The organism is Hyphomonas sp. ske169, from assembly GCF_056850855.1.
The window spans coordinates 1,571,950-1,588,518 of sequence record NZ_CP096146.1; the positions used below are offsets into that span (position 1 = coordinate 1,571,950).

The 16,569-nt window shown below is 55.3% G+C and carries 15 protein-coding genes; 7 read left to right on the forward strand and 8 right to left on the reverse strand.

Annotated features, from left to right (window positions below; translation table 11 throughout):
* Position 1: 1 nt before the first annotated feature.
* The 4 genes from MY069_RS07545 to MY069_RS07560 are packed head-to-tail and all read right to left on the reverse strand — an operon-like array spanning position 2 to position 5,908.
* The gene (locus MY069_RS07545; RefSeq protein WP_482796460.1) at positions 2-625 is read right to left on the reverse strand and encodes a rhomboid family intramembrane serine protease; all 624 of its coding nucleotides are present in this window, start codon (positions 623-625) and stop codon (positions 2-4) included.
* A 45-nt stretch (positions 626-670) separates the two neighbouring features.
* Positions 671-1,516 carry an N-carbamoylputrescine amidase gene (gene aguB / locus MY069_RS07550; protein WP_482796461.1) on the reverse strand — a complete coding sequence of 282 codons (846 nt, stop codon included), beginning with the start codon at positions 1,514-1,516 and terminating at the stop codon, positions 671-673.
* A complete protein-coding gene (locus MY069_RS07555; RefSeq protein WP_482796462.1) occupies positions 1,513-2,580 on the reverse strand; it encodes an agmatine deiminase family protein in 1,068 nt (355 codons plus the stop codon). The genes aguB and MY069_RS07555 overlap by 4 nt, the downstream gene beginning before the upstream one ends.
* A 37-nt stretch (positions 2,581-2,617) precedes the next feature.
* Positions 2,618-5,908, reverse strand: coding sequence for a TonB-dependent receptor (locus tag MY069_RS07560; RefSeq protein ID WP_482796463.1), 3,291 nt, complete (start codon positions 5,906-5,908; stop codon positions 2,618-2,620).
* 210 nt (positions 5,909-6,118) lie between these two features.
* On the opposite strand from MY069_RS07560, the gene MY069_RS07565 reads away from it, so the two are divergent.
* The 5 genes from MY069_RS07565 to fdxA all read left to right on the forward strand — a co-directional run bounded on the left by MY069_RS07565 (position 6,119) and on the right by fdxA (position 11,723).
* Positions 6,119-7,741: an ArnT family glycosyltransferase gene (locus MY069_RS07565; RefSeq protein WP_482796464.1), complete on the forward strand. Its 1,623-nt coding sequence runs from the start codon at positions 6,119-6,121 to the stop codon at positions 7,739-7,741.
* Positions 7,742-7,787: 46 nt separating this feature from the next.
* On the forward strand, positions 7,788-10,571 hold the full coding sequence (locus MY069_RS07570) for a helicase-related protein (RefSeq protein WP_482796465.1): 2,784 nt from the start codon (positions 7,788-7,790) through the stop codon (positions 10,569-10,571).
* Positions 10,564-10,857 (forward strand): RNA-binding S4 domain-containing protein, encoded by a 294-nt coding sequence (locus MY069_RS07575; protein ID WP_482796466.1) that lies wholly within the window; start codon positions 10,564-10,566, stop codon positions 10,855-10,857. Before MY069_RS07570 ends, MY069_RS07575 begins: the two co-directional genes overlap by 8 nt.
* Positions 10,858-10,864: 7 nt before the next feature.
* Positions 10,865-11,308 (forward strand): tellurite resistance TerB family protein, encoded by a 444-nt coding sequence (locus tag MY069_RS07580; RefSeq protein WP_482796467.1) that lies wholly within the window; start codon positions 10,865-10,867, stop codon positions 11,306-11,308.
* 73 nt (positions 11,309-11,381) lie between these two features.
* Positions 11,382-11,723, forward strand: a complete 342-nt coding sequence (gene fdxA / locus MY069_RS07585) for a ferredoxin FdxA (protein WP_482796468.1) — start codon at positions 11,382-11,384, stop codon at positions 11,721-11,723.
* Here fdxA and MY069_RS07590 read toward each other — a convergent pair.
* Together MY069_RS07590 and MY069_RS07595 are read right to left on the reverse strand one after the other, a co-directional pair.
* Positions 11,720-12,124 (reverse strand): hypothetical protein, encoded by a 405-nt coding sequence (locus MY069_RS07590; RefSeq protein WP_482796469.1) that lies wholly within the window; start codon positions 12,122-12,124, stop codon positions 11,720-11,722. The genes fdxA and MY069_RS07590 overlap by 4 nt on opposite strands.
* A gap of 24 nt (positions 12,125-12,148) precedes the next feature.
* Positions 12,149-12,595, reverse strand: a complete 447-nt coding sequence (locus MY069_RS07595; protein WP_482796470.1) for a VOC family protein — start codon at positions 12,593-12,595, stop codon at positions 12,149-12,151.
* A 70-nt stretch (positions 12,596-12,665) separates the two neighbouring features.
* On the opposite strand from MY069_RS07595, the gene MY069_RS07600 reads away from it, so the two are divergent.
* On the forward strand, positions 12,666-13,160 hold the full coding sequence (locus MY069_RS07600) for a hypothetical protein (RefSeq protein WP_482796471.1): 495 nt from the start codon (positions 12,666-12,668) through the stop codon (positions 13,158-13,160).
* A 315-nt stretch (positions 13,161-13,475) separates the two neighbouring features.
* Positions 13,476-14,438: a peptidoglycan-binding domain-containing protein gene (locus MY069_RS07605; RefSeq protein ID WP_482796472.1), complete on the forward strand. Its 963-nt coding sequence runs from the start codon at positions 13,476-13,478 to the stop codon at positions 14,436-14,438.
* A 109-nt stretch (positions 14,439-14,547) separates the two neighbouring features.
* Here MY069_RS07605 and MY069_RS07610 read toward each other — a convergent pair whose 3' ends face one another.
* Together MY069_RS07610 and MY069_RS07615 are read right to left on the reverse strand one after the other, a co-directional pair.
* Entirely contained in the window at positions 14,548-15,282 is a 735-nt protein-coding gene (locus MY069_RS07610) for a DUF3299 domain-containing protein (RefSeq protein WP_482796473.1), read from the reverse strand.
* A 369-nt stretch (positions 15,283-15,651) separates the two neighbouring features.
* Complete coding sequence (locus MY069_RS07615) at positions 15,652-16,197, reverse strand: SixA phosphatase family protein (RefSeq protein WP_482796474.1); 546 nt, start codon at positions 16,195-16,197, stop codon at positions 15,652-15,654.
* Positions 16,198-16,569 lie beyond the last annotated feature (372 nt).

Genomic DNA, 16,569 nt, shown 5'->3' on the forward strand with positions numbered 1-16,569 from the left:
ATCAGCCGCCTCCAAGCGCACGGGCTATTTGTGCAGAGAAATTAGAGAAAGCACCTGGCGCGATCAGGATTGTTGTTAAAAGACCCGCAAAGGCGCCGCCTAAATGGGCTTCGTGTCCAATCGTCTTATTCTCGCGCTGCGCCAAAACCGCTGAGACGACGATAAAGGCTAGTCCCAGCACAACAGCCGGCATGAAGAAAGGGATCGGGAAGATCATCAAAGGCTCAAATGGCCGGAACAAGATAAAGCTCATCACGATGCCAGACGTTGCCCCCGAAGCGCCGAGGGCGCGGTAGAACGGCTTATTCTTGTTTTCGAGGAGCGCCCACGCATTGCCGCCTAAAAGCGCGAGGAAATAGATAATCAAATAGCCCGTTGGGCCAACCGCACGCTCAACAAATCCGCCAAACATAAACAAGACATACATGTTCACGAACAAATGCAGGAAGCCGCCATGAAGAAAGCCGCTCGTGACCATGCGGTGCCATTCCTTTTGCGACAGGATGGAGCCGACATGGAACAAGTTCTTTTCCATAAATTGCGCGTTTGACAGCGCATATAGGCTGGCGATCACGTTCGCTGCGATGAGCAATGACGTCACCGGAATCATCAAAAATTGATCCATACTCGCCCTTGCGCCTTCCAATCCGGCGCAATCCCTTCTTAGATCCTATAGCAGAACATCATAAAGATCGGTTCGGCGATCTCTGAAAAATCCCCAAGCGGCGCGATCTTGATCGATCGCATCGAGATCAAACCTTCTCGAAATTACGCCTGTCTCGGTTCGATCCAATTCAGCAACCACTTCACCTGTGTGATCGCAGATGAAGCTGGTGCCATAAAAGACCTGTCCGTCTTCGTCACCGATACGGTTTGCCGCTACGACGGGGATGACATTGCTGACCGCATGCCCCTGCATGGCGCGGCGCCACCGAGCCGCAGTGTCGAGCGAAGTATCTTGCGGCTCTGCGCCAATCGCTGTGGGATAGAGCAAGACATCCGCTCCCATGAGCGCCATCGCGCGTGCGGCTTCTGGGAACCATTGATCCCAACAGATGCCGACGCCAATCCGACCTTTCAGGGTCTCCCAAACACGAAAGCCGGTATTGCCTGGCCGAAAATAGAATTTTTCCTGATAGCCCGGTCCGTCTGGAATGTGGCTTTTGCGATAGACCCCAAGCGCGGCGCCATCAGCATCGACCAGAACAACCGTATTGAAATATTCAGGCCCATCTTTTTCAAAGATCGATACGGGGATCACCACCCCAAGCTCAGAAGCTAAGTCTTGCATCGCTAATACGGCGGGATGATCCGGCCACTCATAGGCCGTCGCGAAGTGAGCCTCGTCTTGCGTTTTGCAAAAATAGTGGTCGCTGAACAATTCAGGCGGCAAGATGATGTCTGCGCCCTCAGAGGCGGCCGACCGAATGAGATCGCTGACCGCGCGAATATTGGCCTTCATATCGGCTTTCACAAACCCGGACTGAAGCGCTGCGACATTGATGGTCCGACTCATTTTGTGGCCTTTAATGGTTCAGGGACTTGCTGCGTCATACAATGGAATGCCCCACCTCCGGATAAGATGTTTCGGGCAGGCAGAGCAATAATATTGTGATCCGGCATCAGTGCCTCAAGGGTTTCTACGGCTTGCGGGGCGAACCTGTCCTCATAAATCGGCAAGAAGACATGGCCATTGCTGATCAGAAAATTCGCGTGGCTGGCCGGAACACATTCGCCTTGATCATCTAACACCCGGCCTGGAGATGGTACGGTTACGACTTCGAATCCGCTCCTCCTCAGGGTCGCTTCGATCTCGGTCAATCGATCCGCATTTGGGTCATCCGGCCCAGACGGCGTTTGGCACAAAACGCGTCCCGGTCCAATAAACCGTGCAATATTGTCCACGTGCCCATCAGTGTGGTCGTTCCTGAGGCCTTCTCCAAGCCAAATAATCGTCTCGACACCAAACGCTTGTTTCAGGTGTTGCGCCGCGATTTGCTTTGTCCAACCGGCATTTCGGTTCGGATTGAGGACGCATTCGCGGGTTGTGAGCAAATGCCCCACACCATCGACATCCACCGCGCCCCCTTCAAGTGTGAACGGATGAGATCGCGACCCGATTTGTTCGACGCTAACTATGCCACCGGCGGTCATCGTATCGCCCGGCATGACATATTTTCCACCCCAGCCATTAAACTTAAAGGTCAGCGCCATCGGCACCTGGCCTTCAAATGCGACGATGGGTCCTGTATCCCGCAGCCAGATATCACCGGCCAGCAGGGTATGCAGCGCGACGCGGCCATCAGCGATCTCCGCTTCAAGCGCAAACCAGGCACTTCCATAGGCCTCTTTCGACCCGCAAGCGATCTTCACCGGCGTGACTTTACAAAGCGCGCGGACAAAACCGGCAATCTCTTGCCGAGCGCCCTCAAAGGCGTCGCCCCACTCGCCCCGCAAATGCGGCCAGCCGACCCAAACCGCAGCCTGCGGAGCCCATTCTGGCGGAACGATCAATGCGTCAGACATGGGCGCGGCTTTGCCATACATATTTGAGAAGCTCAAAGAAAAAGGGCGGCGCATTCTGCACCGCCCTGTTCAAGTTAGACTGGTCTGGTCTTTAGAAGACGTATTTCAGACCAAGCTGGATCTGCCAAAGAGAAGCAGAGTTTGTAATCCGTGTCTCAGCATCCGTACGGAAGTCGCTGAAGACATATTGACCATTCACGACGTCAACATTTGCGGTTGGTTGGAAGTACTCGTAGCGAACTTGCTCGAGGAAACCCCACTCGTCATTGATCAGGTTGCCGACATTCTCGATATCGAGGAATGCGATCAGACGATCCGTGTCACGCCAGCCTGGAACTGGGATCTGCTGTTGGAAGCGCATATCGACGCTTGTGTACCAACGGCTTTCGAACTCGTTCCGTGGCGCAATTCCGCCGGCATATTTGGACAGACCTGAAGACTGCAGGAATGCGAAGAACTCATCCGCTGCTGCTTGATCACCGCCGAATGAAGTAGAGGCGTCACCCGCAGTGAACGAGAAGTTCGGATCGTTGAACCCGGTTGGGACATAGATCAACTGACCTTCATCATCTGCAGTCCCTTCACGGATACCGTTAAAGGCTCGTGAAGCGAAGTCGCTGCGGCTACCAGTGCCATAATCAAATGTATAGCTGAATGGCTGACCCGCACGGCGGTTTGCAAACAAAGTGATCTTTGTTGGCGCGTCCTGAATGAATTCTTTTTCCCAATCGAGTTGGAGTTTGAATTCATGCTCACGATTATAGTTAGAGACCGCAACGATTGGGTTCTGACGGTCAAACGACGCATAGTCAGAATAGTTAGACGTCGCCGTCGAACTTGTTCCAGAGTGTGCGTCTGTCGCATCCATCCAGGTGTAAGAGAAGCTCGTGAAGAGCGAACCAAACGCGCCCAGATCATCCCAATCTTTAGAGATACGGGTCGTGAAGACTTGCTGATTACCTTTGTCGATATTGGTCAACACAGTGGCCTGTGGGGCCACTTGGACATCAGAGACTTCAACCGTTCCGTCGCCATCCGTATCAAACGCAGCGTTGGCTGCATTCACCGGAATACCTTCGCGGTAGAAATCGATGATTTGCTGGTTGCCAAGTGTGCCGATGAAGGCTGGGTCAAGACCACAATTAGAGATCGGACGATTATCTGGTGCAGCGCCAATTGGGTCGCCACAAGAGAAGTCAGTCCAGAATGGCGCATCATCGTTCACGCCATAAATATAGTCGAACGACCATTTGAAGCCTTCATACTGACCGATGTCGAAGAACACGTCAGCACCGATATTCGCGCGCCACAGAGATGGCACTTTGAAATCTGGAGAGAGCGCATTCACGCTACCGTCACCAGCCGTCAGAGCAGACGTCGCAGCGGCTGGCAGCGTGTTGATGTCGACATCTGTGATCGGGCCATCGAGCTCGACTTCGTCAATCGCAACACCAGTGTTTGAGTAATTGTTAGAGAGCCAAACAGCTGGGCTACCACCAGAGAACCGGCCAATACCGCCGCGCAATGTGATGTCGTCATTATAGGCATAGTTGAAGCCGAAACGCGGCATCAGAATGTCGAGACCGTCAACATCAGTTGAGTTCGTAAAGCCAGTCCGGGCAACGAAGTTTGGATTCTCTTCGATTTCACCATCAGAATCGTAGAAATCGTAGCGCAGGCCACCAGTCAGCGTCAGCTTATCAGTCGCTTGCCATGTGTCTTGAATGTACAAGCTGTTGACCGCGAAACCAAAGTTCGCAGCAGCATCGTTCTCATCATTGGTGACGGAGTTGTTATACTCAAGACCAGACGCAATGCGCGCTTGATAGTCTGCGAGCGAGTCGAATGTGTACTCACCCTCAGAGCCTGGAACAAACAAGTTAAAGGTTGTTTGGTCGTCACGCTCGAAACCAACTTTCAGCAGGTGATCGCCAAGGTCATATTCACCTTTGACTTTGATCTGCCAAAGCTCGTTTTCGAGCTCGTTCGCGTGGCGGAACCGGTCTGGACCAATGCTGACCGAACCCTCTGGTGTATCGATTTCGAAGTTCGCAACATCAGAACCAGCAAGCGCGATTTGGCCAGTGATCTGTTCTGAGTAAGCGATCTTAACTTCGGTTGAGAAGCGGTCTGTCCAATCAGAGAAGACTTGAACCGCATATGCGTTGGTCTCTTCCGAACGGTCATACCAAGTCGATGGAGACCCGAGGTCTGCACCATTATTACGCGGCTGAATTTCATTCCCTTCATTGGCAATGTAGGTCAGCTTGGCGCGGTGGTCATTGTTGATGTTCCAATCAAGCGTCGCCAGAAGTTTCTGGTCTGTGACTGGATCGAGGCCGCCAAACTGAAGCGGGTCAAAGCCGTACACGTCTTGAGTGATTTGGCGCACCTGATCGTAGGTCGCTTGGCTCACACCAGATCCTGCTCCCGGGAGATCGTCGCCGTCAAGCAGCTGACCAGCTTCGAAATCTTCATAGGCTGCGAAGAAGAAAAGCTTGTCTTTGATGATTGGCCCGCCGAGGGTGAAACCCCAAGTGGTTTCGTCGAACTCTTGGTTCACGTCATTGCCGTTCACTTTGTCACCGGCGAGGCTATCGTCGGTATAGAAGTAATAAGCAGACCCAAAGAATTCATTCTGACCCGACTTGGTCAGGATGTTGACTGTACCACCGGTAAAGCCGGAGAATTCGATGTCATATGGCGCAGCTTCCACTGCGAGAGTCTCGAGGGCGTCAACTGAGATTGGCGACCGCTGAGATGGGAAACCATTAGCGTTCAGGCCGAACAGGTCGTTAAATTTGATCCCGTCAATCGTCAAAGAGTTGAAGCGATTGTTCGTACCGGCAATCTTAATGGCGCCATCATCGGTTGGATCAACCGAGACAAGCGGATCAAGACGAGCAATGTCGCGGATGTCGCGTGAAATACTTGGCAGCGCTTCAATCGTCTCTAAGTTGAAAGAAGACCGTGGGCCTTGCGCCAATACGCCGCCACCGGAAGTTCCAGTGACCACAACGGTATCCATCGTGCGCTCGTCGCCGCCAACTTGAAGATCACCTGCGAAGGTTTCGTTGACTTGCAGGAATACGTTTTCGCGTGCAGCCGCGCCACCCGCGGTATCAACGCTGATCGTGTAAGGACCACCAACACGGAGCGAACGGACAGAGTAGACGCCGTTAGCATTGGTTGTTGCGGTATCCGTATTTCCAGTTCGTGTATCGGTGATGGTAACCGTCGCGCCGGCAACGGCAGCGCCCGAAGCATCAACGACCACGCCACGAATATTAGAGGTAGTGACCTGCGCCTCTGCCGGAGCGACGATCGCTGCGGTCATTAGGGAGGCGGCGGCCACACCTGATAGGAGTTTCCAGTTGGACATGAGTTTCCCCTCAAATTGCCACTATGAAGAGTAGCCCCATCTCGATGCTCGAGCAGCTACTTTGCGAGCCCTTAGGTACGCTGCACAACAGTTTTGTGACAGTATTGTAAGACATTGTTGAAAGGCCTGACTCATTTGGTTGGCATTGCAAATAAGCCACACATGCGGCGAAGGGTTTATGTCACCCCACAAGCCGCGTAAGGGAGCTTTATGACCCAAGGCTCACTGTTCCAGGACCGCCCCACAACGCTCGCGATCGCCCTGATTACAGGCTTATTGGTGGTACGTGTTGTTCTGCTGCTCGCCTCGCCGTTGGAGCTCTATGCCGATGAAGCCCAATATTGGCGGTGGGGACAGAGCCTGGAATGGGGATATTATTCCAAGCCGCCAATGATCGCCTGGATGATCCATCTCGCGACGGCGATGTTCGGAGATTCCGAATGGGCGATTCGATTCTTTGCGCCGATTTTTCATGCTATCTCAGCAACGATCTTGTTCCTGCTTGCTCGGCGTATGTTCACGCCATTGGCGGGGCTGTTTACCGTCATCACCTATCTCTTGATGCCGGGGATAATCTTATCCTCAGGCGTAATCTCGACCGACGGGGTCTTGTTTCCATTCTGGTGTCTGGCGCTGTATCTATTTTGGCGGCTGCGGGAACAAGACCTAGGCTGGCTCGGCATTGCCGCGCTCGGCATCTCGATTGGCGCAGGGTTTCTGTCCAAATATGCGATGATCTATTTCGCCATTGGCGTGGCGCTTACATGCCTGGTGGATAAGCCAACCCGCGCGGCCGTGCTGAGTCCGCAAGGCGTGGGGTTTATCGCGATCGCGCTCGCCGTGTTTGCGCCGCACCTAATTTGGAATGCTGCGAACGAATTTAAGACCGTCAGCCATACAGTCGATAATGCGAACCTCGGCGGCGAATTGTTTAACCTCGATCACCTGCCAAAATTCCTCGGCGACCAGATGGGCGTATTTGGACCAGTGGGCTTTGTCGCGCTGATCGCGGGGATCTTCTTCCTTCGCCCTAAACCTGAACTCGCCGATCTCGGCGATGCTGCTCACGCTCAGCGCGCAAAAGAGACATGGCTCGCCTGTTTCATCATTCCTGTCCTGACCATTATCGCTGTTCAGGCCGTACTCTCGCGCGCGCACGCCAATTGGGCAGCCACAGCCTATCCGGCGGCCAGCGTGTTTATCGGCGGATTTCTCCTCCGCGCGCGCGGATGGCGACCGGCATTCTGGGTTGGGATCGGTTTGCAGGTTGTGGTTGGCACGCTTGCGATTGTTCTGGCGATGGGGCCGCCGAATTGGAGTGCAGCGCTGGGCCGCGACAATGATCTCAAGAGGGTTCGCGGCTGGGAAGACATCAGCCAACAACTGGCCCGCGAGGTTGAACGTCTTCAGCCGACCGCAATCCTCATTGATGAACGCGAGATCTGGCACGGGCTGGACTATTATTTGAAAGACCAACTCAAAGTGCCGTTGGTCATGTGGCGCTATAATCCTGGACCGAAGAGCTTTGCTGAAGGCGTTGATCTCGCCGATTTAGACAGCTCGCGCGTGCTGGTGGCGAGCTTTCGCTCGCATTTACGCCCGCGAATTCAAGCTGATTTTGCGAGCTGGCAACCTGAGGGTTTTGTTGGTGTCGATCTTGGGCACAGATCAAACGGATGCCCTCTGCGCCGAGAATTGCGGCTCTATTTGACGAGCGATTATCAGCCGCTCACGCGAAACTCTGATTGGTTGCGGCAATTTAAAACTGAAGACCAAGATGGAAATCTCCAGGACTCGCACATAGATCGTCCTGAACGCTGCCCGAAATCCTAGCCGTCCCGCACTCCTTCCCTCAGAGAACCAATTTAATCCAATCCATATGGCCATATTGAAAGCCGTCTTAGGCCCGACCAATACCGGGAAAACTCATTATGCGCTGGAGCGTATGATGGGGCACACGACGGGTATGATTGGGCTGCCGCTGCGCCTCTTGGCGCGCGAGGTGTTTGACCGCGTCGTCAAAGCCAAAGGCGAACGAGCGGTGGCCTTGGTCACCGGCGAAGAGCGGATCGTTCCGGACCAGGCCCGGTATTGGGTCTGCACGGTGGAATCGATGCCGGTCGACGTCCGGGTCGAATGCCTGGTCGTTGATGAAATCCAAATCGCCGAAGATGAAGACCGAGGCCATGTCTTCACGGACCGAATTCTAAACGCGCGCGGCACGCAAGAGACGCTCTTGCTAGGCGCCGAGACCATGCGCGACGTACTGCGCGACTTAGATTTCGACATATCAACAGATGTCAGAGAACGGTTCTCGACGCTGTCCTATGCCGGGCAGAAGAAGATCACCAAGCTCCCCAAACGGACCGCGATTGTTGGGTTCAGCGCCGATAGGGTCTACGCCATCGCTGAAGTGTTGCGACGTCAGAAGGGTGGATGCGCGGTGGTTATGGGCGGGCTCAGTCCGCGCACTCGCAATGCTCAAGTGGCGCTCTATCAATCGGGTGAAGTTGATTATCTGGTCGCCACAGATGCGATCGGAATGGGGCTTAACCTGGATGTCGATCGCGTCGCGTTTGCCGGACGCGCGAAGTTTGATGGTCGGCGCCATCGATGGCTCAGCTCGGCTGAACTCGGCCAAATCGCTGGCCGGGCAGGACGGTTTCGAGACGATGGCGAGTTTGGTGAAACCAATGATTGTCCGCCCTTTGAAGACGAGGTCGTGCGCGCGATCGAAGATCATCGCTATGATCCTGTTACCGACCTGAGCTGGCGCAATAGCGATTTAGATTACCGCTCGATCAAAACCCTGATTGCGAGCCTCGCACGGCCAAGTCCGCATCCTAGTCTGCGGCAAAATCCGCATGGATTAGATGAATGGGTCTTGCGACGCATGGCGGAAGATGAAGCGATCGGTCCCGACGTCCGCGGCCAGCGCAATATACACCGCCTATGGGACCTCGCCCGTTTGCCTGATTTTCGCAAAGCCGGTCATGAAGGGCATGGCCGTCTGGTCCTAGGTCTCTCAGAGACCCTCGCTGATCCAGATGCGCGCTTAGGTGACACTGCAATGGATGAACGCCTGAAAGCGCTCGACAATATGCTTGGCGATATTGGCCTCTTACAACAGCGCCTGGCGATGATCCGAACTTGGACATACGCAAGTTTTCGCTCTGACTGGCTTGAAAATCCCAGCTATTGGCGCGAAAGAACGCGTGATATTGAGGATCGCTTGTCAGATGCTTTGCATGAAGCGCTGACACAGCGTTTTGTAGATCGACGAACAACGGCCCTGATTGCAGGATTGAAAAGGGAAGACCTCTTGAGCACTGACGTTTCCGAGACCGGAGAAGTAACCATTGAGGGACATATGGTTGGCAAGCTTGTCGGCCTAACCTTCGAACCGGACTCCAATGCCTCGACTTTGGAAGGTAAAACGCTGCGCAGCGCAGCGATGCAGGCGCTCGAGCCGATTATCGCAGAACGCCTAAAAGCGATCGCTGGCGCCCCTGAAGCGGCACTCGCGCTGAATGACCAAGCGCAGATTATCTGGAATGAAGCGCCGGTCGCCCAACTCGTGGCTGGGCCGCATTGGCTGGCACCGTCGGCCACTCTGATTGGCGGTCAGGATGCCGAGGCCCATCAGCAAGATGCAGCTTCGACCAGATTGAATGAATGGCTCGGCGCAGAGATCCAAAAGCGTCTGCCAACCCATTTCAAACTTAAATTCTCCCCAGATGAAACGCAGCTTGATGGGCTAGCACGCGGTCTCGCTTTTCGCCTGTTGGAAGCCGGCGCCGCCTGCGACCTGCGCGGTGAAGACCGCGCTCTTCTGCCGGGGCCTGAGGATCGAATAAAGCTCAAGGAAGCCGGCATTCGATCTGGCCGAATTGCAGCGCACGTTCCGGATGCGCAAAAGCCAGCAGCGCAGCGCCTGGTTGCGCTGTTGCAAACCCTAGCCGATGGCCGGGAACGTAAAACAGCGCCCGAAGGCGCTGGAAGCTTTGAGCTCGATGGCTCATGGCCAGATGAGGATCTCGCAGCTCAAGGCTATTTGAGATTCGGCAAACGCGCTGTCCGCGCTGATCTTGCTGAACGGCTTGGATGGGAGCTGTCTAAGCGCCGCAAAGAAGCGGATCAGGCGAAGTTTGAAATCCCGCCTGAGCTTGCCTCAATGGTTTCTTGCCCGCTCGAAGACTTTCACAATGTGCTGAAAGGGTTTCGCATTGCGCCGGCGGAAAAGGATCCTGAAACTGGCGCTGTAAAACTATGGCGGTTCCAGTCGAAAGCGCACCTCGACGCGCAAGAACAACGCCGCGCAGCGCGCAAGCAAAACCGCCCGCAAAACAAGTCTAAAGGCGGTCCGCCACAAGGTGGGCCGCGAAAGCGCCCAGATCGCGGTTCAGGCAAGCCTCGCCCCCATGGCGGCGGCCAGCGCCGTCCTGCGCGCCGTGAGCCCGATCCGGATAGCCCGTTCGCCGCGCTCGCAGCTTTGTTGCCAGAAAAACCGAAACCGAAGCCCAAAAAGCGGAAGCCGAAGAAGCCAAAGCCTGCGTCTGAGAGCACGTCCGCAGCCCCAAACGCACCAGATCCGAAAGCGCAGGTAGACGCAACGCAAGCGGCGCCAGCCGACGCCACGCCCGAGACACCACCGAATGAGTGATGACAAAGCCGAGGGCATCCGCCTCGATATTTGGCTTTGGCGCGCCCGGTTTTTCAAAACGCGAGCGATCGCAACTGACTATGTGACCCGCAAAGGGGTCCGCATCACAAAACATGGGCAAACCCGAAAGACCGACAAAGCCGGGCAGCGTGTCGGGCCTGGGGATATCTTGACCTTTTACAAAGCCAAATCGATTGAGACCGTGGAGATTTGCGATATAGGCGAACGGCGCGGGCCAGCTTCGGAAGCTCAGACTCTTTACAGACGCCTGCCGACCAGCGCATAAGACGGCCATGTTCGGATTTCTTTCTCGTATCTTTGGCAGCGATCGCCCTGAAGCCCCAGTTCGCGACCTTGACCCGCATGAGGCAGCAGCAGCGCTGCTCGTTGAAGCGGCGCTTGTCGATGGGGTTTATGCGAATCTCGAGAGCGACATGATCGCTGAGATCTTAGTCACCAGTTTCAATATGAACGCCGATCGCGCCGATGAAGTTCTGCAGCGCGGCGAAATGATCGCTGAAGAAGCGACCGACACGCATGCGCTGACGCGGCATGTGAAAACGCTGGAGCAAAGCGAACGCGCCAGCGTCGTGGAAGGACTGTATCGCGTATCATTCGCCGATGGCGAAGCGTGCAAATACGAAGAATCATTCATTCGCCACGTCGCCAGCCTGCTCCATGTCGATGATGTGACCCGCGCTCACGCGAAGAAAAGAGCAGAACTAAAGGCACCGTGACAGTCCGGTGCATTGACTTGTTCCTACACCAAAGCCATGTGCTGCGCTGCACTATGAATTACAGAGCCCGCTAATGACCTATATCGTGATGGATGCGTGCATCCGATGCAAATACATGGACTGTGTTGAAGTTTGTCCTGTCGACTGCTTCTACGAGGGTGAGAATATGCTGGTCATCCACCCGGATGAGTGCATCGATTGCGGCGTTTGCGAGCCTGAATGCCCGGTTGAAGCGATCAAGCCCGATACCGAGGATGAGCCAGACGCAAAATGGCTGAAGCTGAACACTGATTATGCGAAAGTCTGGCCGAACATCACGCGGATGAAAGAGCCTCCAGCGGATCGCGAAGATTTTGCTCAAAAGACCAATAAATTGGCAGACTTCTTTAGCCCGAATCCGGGCGAAGGCGACTAGAGCCGGATCGGCCCACGTTCTCCCAAAAAGTAGCGCGCAAGATCGGCATAATCGAGCACGAGCGAGCCCGCCATCACGGCAATCGCCAGCCACAGCCAGCGTCCAAACCAGGTCCGTTCGACGCCCGCTGTGCCTTGCAAGGACAGCATGTAGAACAAAGTCGGTGTCCAAAACAGAATATGCCCAACACCGAGAATGCGGGTGAAGCCGAACTGCGCATAGATCAGAATGGTCATCGCCATTCCCACGAGAACGCCCAGCAATATGGCGCGGCCTTCAGCGCGAAACAGCGCAAACAGGACCGATCCTGATAAAACGCCGATAAGCCCAGCCAGCCAATATCTGACCCAGTCCGGACTATTCGCCGTGAGGTCGGCGTGGAATTGAGTGAATATGTCCACTCCCCCCTCCCTTTATTGGACCCGTTAAGGTTCAAACAAATTCGTCATATCCGCGAACGCTTTGAGCTCGATGGCGTTACCCGCTGGGTCTGCGAAGAACATTGTCGCCTGTTCGCCTGACTCTCCCTCAAATCGGACATAAGGTTCGATGATAAACTCGACTTTGTTTCGCAAGCGATCCGCCAATTGCCGCCAAGTTGCAAGATCCAGCACGAGCCCAAAATGCCGAACCGGCACCTGCTTGCCGTCCACGTTCGATCGCGCCGCCTGCGCGCATTCCTCAGGCGCCAAATGTGCGACGATCTGATGGCCGAAAAAATCGAAATCCACCCATTGATCGCTGCTCCGCCCTTCGGCGCATCCTAGGAGGTCGCCATAAAAGCGGCGAGCGGCCCCGAGATCATCGACGGGAAAAGCGAGATGGAATGGCGGCATGCCCGAAGCTGTAACAAACACGGCAGATTTTGTCATCTTGCAAGATCCGGCGTAGGTTGGGATCGGATCATCATTTGAGATGGTACTGTTTTGCAAGGAGCTCCATATGCGTCCCCTCATCGCGATTGCCGTATCTGCCATGGCCGTTGGCCTTAGCGTCGCCCAGACGCCAGAAGAGATGCTCGGCCCGGTCGACCTCTCGACCCCTGAAAGCGCTGTCTATTCCCTGATGCGCGGGATGTATCAGGGCGACGCGGAAATGATCGATGAAGTTATGCTTGAGGATGGTGTGTTTCGGCGGGTGCTGGGGGATGGCGGTGTCAGTCCGGACGGGTTAGCAAACTGGCGCGAATGGGTCAGCACGCTCGAAGTCGGAAGCGCGCACGAGGATCTGTTTGCGGTTCAGTCTGAGCAATTTGGCAATATGGCGACAGTCTGGGCGCCCTTTGTCATCCGCGTTGATGGCGAGATCGTCAATTGCGGCGTCAACACGATGACGCTCGCGCAAACAGAACATGGATGGAAAATTGTCTTCGGCATGGATACACCCGCACCGATAGAGACATGTGACACGTTCAAGGCGGAATATTCCGCAAAATAACACCGTCCAAACCGGGGCGAGCTGAACGCTAAGAGCGATGGAAACACCTGCTAGCCGCTTGATTCTATTTTGAATTACCTGATGAGACAGCTGTAACGCGCTGCAATAATTAGTTTAATTTTTTCAACGCATTAGTGACCCATCGCTTGCTCGCTTGTGCGTTAGATTAACCAATATTCACATTCGGTTCACTTTGGCGCTTAGATATCGAGGCGCGGCAGAGGTCTATGGTTAATCAGCATTCGTGATGGAGGCGAAGCTGATCCCAAATAGATGACCAGACCCCCTCTGCTCGCCAAACAAAGGGGAATAAAAATGCGAAAGTATCTATGCGTAACGGTCGCCACTGCGGCGATCGCTATGACCGCTCATGGCCAAGCGGCGGACATGCCGCCAAATGCAGAAGCGGGCGAATGTTATGCGCGGGTTCTCGTCCCGGACACGATTGCAGTTCAATCAGAGCAGGTCATTGACCGTGAAGCTTCGTTCGAACTTAAACTCGTTCCAGCGACCTATGAGACGGTCACTGAGCAGCGTTTGGTCAAAGAAGCATCGACCGTCTATCAAATGGTCCCTGCGGTCTATGAGACGGTTACAGAAACCATCATTGTCGAGCCAGAGCGCGAAGAGAGCATTGTCGTGCCAGCGCAGTATGAGACTTACACCGAGCAAGTCTTGGTTCGTGAAGCCTATACGACTTGGAAAAAGGGCGATGGCCTGTATGGACGCGATCGCGAGAATGTCTCAGCAAGCGACACAATCGCCCTCGCAACCGGCGAGCTTCTGTGCCGGGTCGAAGTTCCTGCCGAGTATGAGACGGTGACCAAAACCCGCCTCGTTTCGCCAGAGCGAACGGAAGTTCAAATCATTCCTGCGGTGACGAAAACAGTGACCAAGGAAGTGGTGGTCGAGCCAGCGCGGGTGGAAGAAGAAATCATTCCAGCCGTCTATGAGACTGTCACGCGGCAGCAGCTGGTGACTGAAGCTTATGAAGAGCGGATCGAAATCCCCGCGACTTATAAGTCCGTCGAGAAGCGCGTGGTCACAAATGCTGGCGGTCTAGAATGGCGCCAGGTGCTTTGCGAAACCAATGCAACGTCTGCCACGATCAGTCAGATCCAAGCCGCGCTAACCAATGCGGGCTATTCGGTTCCCGCCGATGGTCAGTTTGGCCCAGCCACATTGCAAGCCATGGAAGCGTTCCAACGCGCCAATGGTCTGCCGATCGGCTATCTGACCATGTCAACTGTCGAAGCCTTAGGCTTGGCGCTGTCTTAAGACAGACCTCCGAGGTGATGCGGGGCGATAAGATCCCGCACGCCTCACTCCACAAAGGGGACTATGGGCGACCTTCGGGTCGCCTATTTTTTTGTGAGCCGCCCGGCCCTCACGGACTATCATAATCTTCGATCGAACTCATGCTCAGCGCATAAGCGGTATCGCCGAGCTCATTCTCGGTTTTCTCGGTCGAGAGCGTGCCTTCAATCCAATAGGGCGCCCAAATGTCTGAGATCTTGATCGCAGGGTCCGCGCGCACAAAAACAATCTGATTGGGCGGCGGGGGCGGCGTGTGAATACAGGCGCCCATATAAGGCACGAACAGAAACGCGCTATGTTTGCTATCGGACTTGTAATCAAACGGCACAACATAGCCCGGCATCCGAATGAGAACGCCATTTAGCTCTTCGACCGTTTCAAAGCCCCCCAGTTGCGGCATGAAATCAAATTCAGAGCCTTCTTCAATCCGCGCATACGGGTCGGCCGCATCAGCGAGCGTCGTTGTGTTCGCCGCATAGCGCTTTTCGAGCATGGCGTAGAAGGCTTCATACTCGCGCATTAAGGCCTCTTCGCTGCCCTCCGGCATCAAGTCTTCCCACATGATCGGCAGCGGATCGCCCTCTTTAACACCCCAATAGACCGGCTCTGTTTCGCCTGTATCTGCGGGGGTGTCAGGCGTCGTCTCTTCCGAGGCGCCTGGCCGCTCGAACGCAACCGTTTCCGCGCCCTCTGGAAGCGGCGGCGGGGCCTCAGCCGCACTGACCGTTTCAGGCGCCGGATCTGACCCGCCGCACGCCGTCAGCACTAGACCCGCAATGGCGATCACAATACTCCGCCCAATCATCAAGCTGCACACTCCGCAACAAACCAGGTGACCATTTGCGCTGAATCGCCGGCCGAAAGAAGTTCCAAATTCGTCATGCGCTTCGCCTATGCAGCTGGAATGCTGTTTTGCCCTTGTCAAGCACATGTGTCGAGGTAAAGGTAATGTTATACTGTCACTTCACGGTGGTTCGGATCAAACCGATGAGACCCCGGTACAGGGAAGGGACAGGCAACAGAATTGGCGGCACGTCTCCCAAAATAGTGCGGCCAAGACACTTGCGACTATACCAGTGGTCGCCATTGTCACTCCAAAGCGAGGGCCTCCGGGTCCTCGCTTTCCTCCCAGAAAAAGTAAGCGGGACGTGCAGGCTGAGCTCTAAAACAGGGCTCAGTCCGCCGTCTCCAATGTAGGCGCCTGATATCGCACGCCAAACCGCTCGATCGAGCTGGTCGGCGGTTCCGGGCTGAGGCGAACCACATAGAGCCGATCATACTCGCTCTTCTCGTCAATCCCGCTGCCAGGATCACCGCCCAGCGCGGCCGCTAAAGTCGGAGTCGTGTTCGAGTGACCAACGACCAGATGCGTTCCAGGCATCGCGCGCAGCTGATCCGCAAAACCGGCAAGATCAGAGGCATCATATAGTTGCACCTCGATCCCCGTCTGCTCGGCAATCGGAGCCGCGGTTGCCAATGTACGCCGGTATGGGGTCGAGTGAATATGCGTCAGCCCTTTGCCTGCCAAGATCTCCGCCAGCCGCTCGGCCCGGGCTTGGCCCGCTTCGGTCAAAGCCGGATCATCGCCGCTTTGTTTCTCAGCATGGCGCACCAGATAGATTTCAAGCGTTTCCCCGGCTGCCGCCATCGGCGCAGACCCGCTATCCACCACCGCACATGCACTCAGCGCAATAAGCGCCAGAGCCATTCCAAATTTCATCGCCTTATCCCTCACCTATTCGATTGATGCGTGGGATTGGCATAGGCGTGTTTTCCGCGGGCACCAACTCCGGCGCATCTATCCCACGCTCCGTAGATACCTGCGCAGGCAGGTATCCATGGACCGCAATACACCCAAGGGTCATAAGGTAAAGATCCGTCCCTGGACCCCAGCCACCCAATCGAGTTGGGCGCAACGCTCCGCTGGGGTCAGCGGATATTTTCCAATCCCCCAAACGCCCTCATCCTGAGCGAAGTCGAAGGATGAAGGGCGGGGCTTCCTGTGCCAGCCGCCTCACCCTTCGACTCCGCTCAGGATGAGGCGATCCCAGCACCAAAAGCCTCACAGGCCAAAACCTTGAGGGGAGATAAG

Coding starts and splice junctions, on each gene's coding strand:
- MY069_RS07545 (WP_482796460.1), bottom strand. CDS start 625: ATGGATCAATTTTTGATGATTCCGGTGACGTCATTGCTCATCGCAGCG.
- aguB (WP_482796461.1), bottom strand. CDS start 1,516: ATGAGTCGGACCATCAATGTCGCAGCGCTTCAGTCCGGGTTTGTGAAA.
- MY069_RS07555 (WP_482796462.1), bottom strand. CDS start 2,580: ATGCGCCGCCCTTTTTCTTTGAGCTTCTCAAATATGTATGGCAAAGCC.
- MY069_RS07560 (WP_482796463.1), bottom strand. CDS start 5,908: ATGTCCAACTGGAAACTCCTATCAGGTGTGGCCGCCGCCTCCCTAATG.
- MY069_RS07565 (WP_482796464.1), top strand. CDS start 6,119: ATGACCCAAGGCTCACTGTTCCAGGACCGCCCCACAACGCTCGCGATC.
- MY069_RS07570 (WP_482796465.1), top strand. CDS start 7,788: ATGGCCATATTGAAAGCCGTCTTAGGCCCGACCAATACCGGGAAAACT.
- MY069_RS07575 (WP_482796466.1), top strand. CDS start 10,564: ATGAGTGATGACAAAGCCGAGGGCATCCGCCTCGATATTTGGCTTTGG.
- MY069_RS07580 (WP_482796467.1), top strand. CDS start 10,865: ATGTTCGGATTTCTTTCTCGTATCTTTGGCAGCGATCGCCCTGAAGCC.
- fdxA (WP_482796468.1), top strand. CDS start 11,382: ATGACCTATATCGTGATGGATGCGTGCATCCGATGCAAATACATGGAC.
- MY069_RS07595 (WP_482796470.1), bottom strand. CDS start 12,595: ATGACAAAATCTGCCGTGTTTGTTACAGCTTCGGGCATGCCGCCATTC.
- MY069_RS07600 (WP_482796471.1), top strand. CDS start 12,666: ATGCGTCCCCTCATCGCGATTGCCGTATCTGCCATGGCCGTTGGCCTT.
- MY069_RS07605 (WP_482796472.1), top strand. CDS start 13,476: ATGCGAAAGTATCTATGCGTAACGGTCGCCACTGCGGCGATCGCTATG.
- MY069_RS07610 (WP_482796473.1), bottom strand. CDS start 15,282: ATGATTGGGCGGAGTATTGTGATCGCCATTGCGGGTCTAGTGCTGACG.
- MY069_RS07615 (WP_482796474.1), bottom strand. CDS start 16,197: ATGAAATTTGGAATGGCTCTGGCGCTTATTGCGCTGAGTGCATGTGCG.